Origin of the sequence: Mesorhizobium sp. M2A.F.Ca.ET.039.01.1.1 (genome assembly GCF_003998035.1) — a bacterium.
Lineage (GTDB): Bacteria > Pseudomonadota > Alphaproteobacteria > Rhizobiales > Rhizobiaceae > Mesorhizobium.
This window is the reverse complement of the sequence record NZ_RZRY01000659.1, coordinates 1-3,465: the sequence shown is the minus strand read 5'-3', so window position 1 is coordinate 3,465 and position 3,465 is coordinate 1. Positions and strand designations below refer to the sequence as shown.

Annotated in this window: 3 protein-coding genes; 2 read left to right on the top strand and 1 reads right to left on the bottom strand. The window is 63.4% G+C overall.

From position 1 onward, the window contains the following. The first annotated feature begins 339 nt into the window (after positions 1 to 339). Both EOA24_RS31315 and EOA24_RS31310 read left to right on the top strand, forming a co-directional pair. Positions 340 to 1,434, top strand: coding sequence for a hypothetical protein (locus tag EOA24_RS31315; protein WP_127410457.1), 1,095 nt, complete (start codon positions 340 to 342; stop codon positions 1,432 to 1,434). Positions 1,435 to 1,443: 9 nt separating this feature from the next. Continuing rightward, on the top strand, positions 1,444 to 2,613 hold the full coding sequence (locus EOA24_RS31310; protein WP_127410456.1) for a tyrosine-type recombinase/integrase: 1,170 nt from the start codon (positions 1,444 to 1,446) through the stop codon (positions 2,611 to 2,613). A gap of 336 nt (positions 2,614 to 2,949) precedes the next feature. Here EOA24_RS31310 and repC read toward each other — a convergent pair. Then, positions 2,950 to 3,465, bottom strand: a 516-nt coding sequence (repC, locus tag EOA24_RS31305; RefSeq protein WP_245501896.1) for a plasmid replication protein RepC, incomplete at its 5' end; no start/stop codon positions are given.

The following is a 3,465-nucleotide window of genomic DNA, read 5'->3' as shown; positions in this document are numbered from 1 at the left end:
CCGGTGACCACTGGTTCCCACGCGCAAAAAGTGGCCGACCGGTTTCGGCTGGCCATGCAGGTAGACGACGTTCTCGTTCATTTTCGTGCTCCTGCTGCTATTTACGTTTTGATTTCACGAATGTCAATCGTGAAATCGATACGCAACTTTTGACTAGATCAGTATCGATAATGACCGCTTATCGATAGTGATTGATCTCGCCGCGCAAATCAGCGAAACTCCTCACCTGGATCGCTGACAGGCCTGGAAACGTGGGGTTTCAGCGCTTGTCGTCTGGCTGGTTCAGTGGAATGGTTCGTCCCGCTTGCGTGGACGACCTCGCGCGCAAGGGACGCCACTATGACCGCAGAGCCGATCCGCCTGCCCGATACCGCTTCCGTTCAAGCCGTCCTGAAAAGCCTCGAGCCGGTGTCGGCCGACGCCGAGCTCGCCCCTGCTCTTGCCAACGCCTTTCCCGGTTTTGATTTCACCGCAGCCTCGATCGACGATTTTTACTGGCGCGGCGACGCCCGCACCGTTTTGTCCCCCAGTGGCACACGCATTGGCGACCATCGCGCCTGGGTCGAGCGCGAGCTGGCCGAACTGGGCGGCGACCTCACTGCCTTCTGGAACCGACACCGAAGCGGCGACCTCCGGTTCACCGAATGGCGCGGCGCCAGCGTCTTCGCCTTCGCGCCCAGCGGCCTCGGCGTCGCCGATTTTGTCCAGCTCTCGCTCGGCCGCGAGATCGAGGTTTTGGCCGGACCGGTGGTCGATCCCGATTATCGCCCTCATAACGCCGAGGATCTTTTGGACCCGTCCTGGGTGCGGCGCGAGCCTGATGCGGTCGCGCCCGTGCTTGCCGGGCCCATCTATCGGCTGCGCGGCCGCGCCGGTGGCGGCATCGTTCATATGCGCAGCTTTCTGGCGCGCGGGGCCCGCATCGAACGCGAGCAGCGGGCGGCGCGCCGAACCGAGCTCGAGAACAGCGTCCTTCATGAGGTTGGGCCCGCCGGCACACGCGATACCGCGTTTTTGGACGCCAATCCGGACTGGTTCGATTTTGTCCCACGTGAAAACCGCTTTTTTGCCGACTGGGAGCGGTCGAGCGCTTGCGCCCATCGCATTTTTGACCATTGGGCCTTCGACATTCACGATCTTGAGCATCGCGACCGGCGCGAGATCGGCTTTATCCCGCGGCCGCTCAAAATGCCCGCCGGGAAGCTGGCGATGGAAGAAGATATTTCGGTACACCGGCTGATGGAGCGGATCGAGGCGATCGACGCCGAGATTGGCCTGCCCTTCGCCTGGTTCTTTCTGATGACGCACGGGCACTGGGTCGATCCGGACGTCGGCGATGCGATCGCTGAAGGCCTGCGCCAAGGACGGGTGCGGCTGCCGGACCGGGACGCCGCCGTGCTGCTCGCCTGGGCGGACAAAAAATATCTGTTCTGAGCCGCCGTCATGGATCTTCGCCTGCCAAAGCCCGTAGCCGACCAAAAACTGCGCCGTGCGGAGTCGCTCGATGCGCTGGAGTCGGTGCTGCCATTTGACCGGCGCGATTTTCTGGCCGAACTTTTGACCGACGACGACGTCGCCACATTGCGCCATCTCGCCAAAGAAGGCATCGGCGAAAATTCGCTGCGGGCGCTGGCCTCGGATCTCGGTTACCTCGAAGCCTGGTCGCTCGCCGCGACCGGTTTTTCGCTCCCCTGGCCAGCGCCGGAGGCGCTGCTGATAAAATTCGTCGCGCATCATCTGTGGGATCCCGTAAGACGGGAAGCCGACCCGGCGCATGGGATGCCGGAAGACGTGGCTGTAGCGCTGAAGTTGGCGAAGTTGCTGCGTGTCGACGGCCCGCACGCCCCCGCCACCGTGCGTCGGCGGCTGTCGAGCTGGTCGACGCTGACCAAATGGCGAGGGTTGCACGGAAATTTTGCGGCCCCGGGCCTGCAGAGCGCCATGAAGCTGGCGGTGCGCGCCAGCGCCCGCCCGCGCGGCCGCAAGAGCAAGAAAGCCGTGACCGCCGACATTTTGACCGCGCTCCTAAAAGCCTGCGGCGGCGACCGTCTCGTCGACGCCAGGGATCGCGCGATACTCATCACCGCCTTCGCCTCCGGCGGCCGGCGTCGCAGCGAAATTTCGGCGCTGCGCGTCGAGCAGATCGTCGAAGAAGAGCCGGTACCCACCGATCCGAAGGTTCCCCACGGCGAAAAACTGCCGTGCCTGTCGATCCGGCTCGGCCGGACCAAGACGACACAAGCCGACAGCGACGCCTTCGTGTTGCTGATCGGCCGTCCGGTGCGGGTCCTGCGGGAGTGGCTGGAGCGTGCGAACATCAGCGAAGGCGCCGTGTTCCGCGGCATCGACCGTTGGGGCAATCTCGAAAAACGCGCCCTGACGCCGCAGGCGGTGAACCTGATCCTGAAGCGCCGCATCGCTGAGGCAGGCCTCGACCCGCAAGCCTTTTCCGCGCATGGCCTGCGCTCGGGCTACCTCACCGAAACCGCCCGCCGCGGCATTCCGCTGCCGGAAGCCATGCAGCAGTCGCAGCACCACTCGGTCCAGCAGGCTTCGAACTATTACAATGACGCGGAGCGGACGCTCGGCCGGGCGGCGCGGGTGATCATATAGATCCGGATGATAGTGCAGGTCGCTCGCGGCGCGCGCATGCCGTTTCGCGCGGAACGCACGGTGCAACAAGCTCCCGCCCTTACGCTGCACGGAGATGTCGAGACCGAAGGCAGTGCCCGGCACAAAGTCCACAATGATCCCAAGGCAACTGACCGCGGAAAATCGAACCCCGGATCCCCACCCGGCTGATCGGTAATAAGCGCGTCGAGGCGCGGGATCGAACTGAGCTGGACCGCCTTTGGAAAAGGTCCGCACAAGCGGAGTTCCGCCAGTGCCGTTCGCGCCGCGATGCCGGTCCTTCAGCTTCAACCGACACCCTTGAGACCGTCCCCGTGCTCACCCCGCCATCCTCGCCGTGGCGCCGTTCGCCCTCAGCGCCGCCATCAGCATCGGTCCGACCGAAAACGCCCCTGCCCGGGCCTTGTCAGTCAGCACACGCAGGTATCCGCCGGCGGAATTGATGTGCTGAGCGCGTTGCAGGATACAGGCAATCACGATCGCTGCGGTTTCCTGGCCCATGGCATGGCAGGCCTCCTCATAGGCCGAAGGCGAGACGCCAAGATAGCCCCGCACCTGGGCGGCGGTAATCATGAAATCGCGCCAATTGCCGATACCGGCGACGGCGTAGTCCACAATTTCGGGGCAGGCCTTCAGCACAAGCCCCAGCGGATAGGTTTTTGGGGGCTCCGCGGTCCTCGTCCTGGGCTCGGCCGTCGCCCCGCTTTTCTCTAAAGCAGGTTCAAATTCAAAAATAGAGTCGGTATTTGAATCAGATTGCTGCCGTTCGTTTTGAGTGTCATTGCCGCTCGGATTCGTGGATTTCATATGAGTTTCCAGCAGCTTATCCACATC

Excerpts from the sequence above, each read along its gene's own strand:
- EOA24_RS31315 (WP_127410457.1), top strand. The coding sequence starts at position 340 with ATGACCGCAGAGCCGATCCGCCTGCCCGATACCGCTTCCGTTCAAGCC.
- EOA24_RS31310 (WP_127410456.1), top strand. The coding sequence starts at position 1,444 with ATGGATCTTCGCCTGCCAAAGCCCGTAGCCGACCAAAAACTGCGCCGT.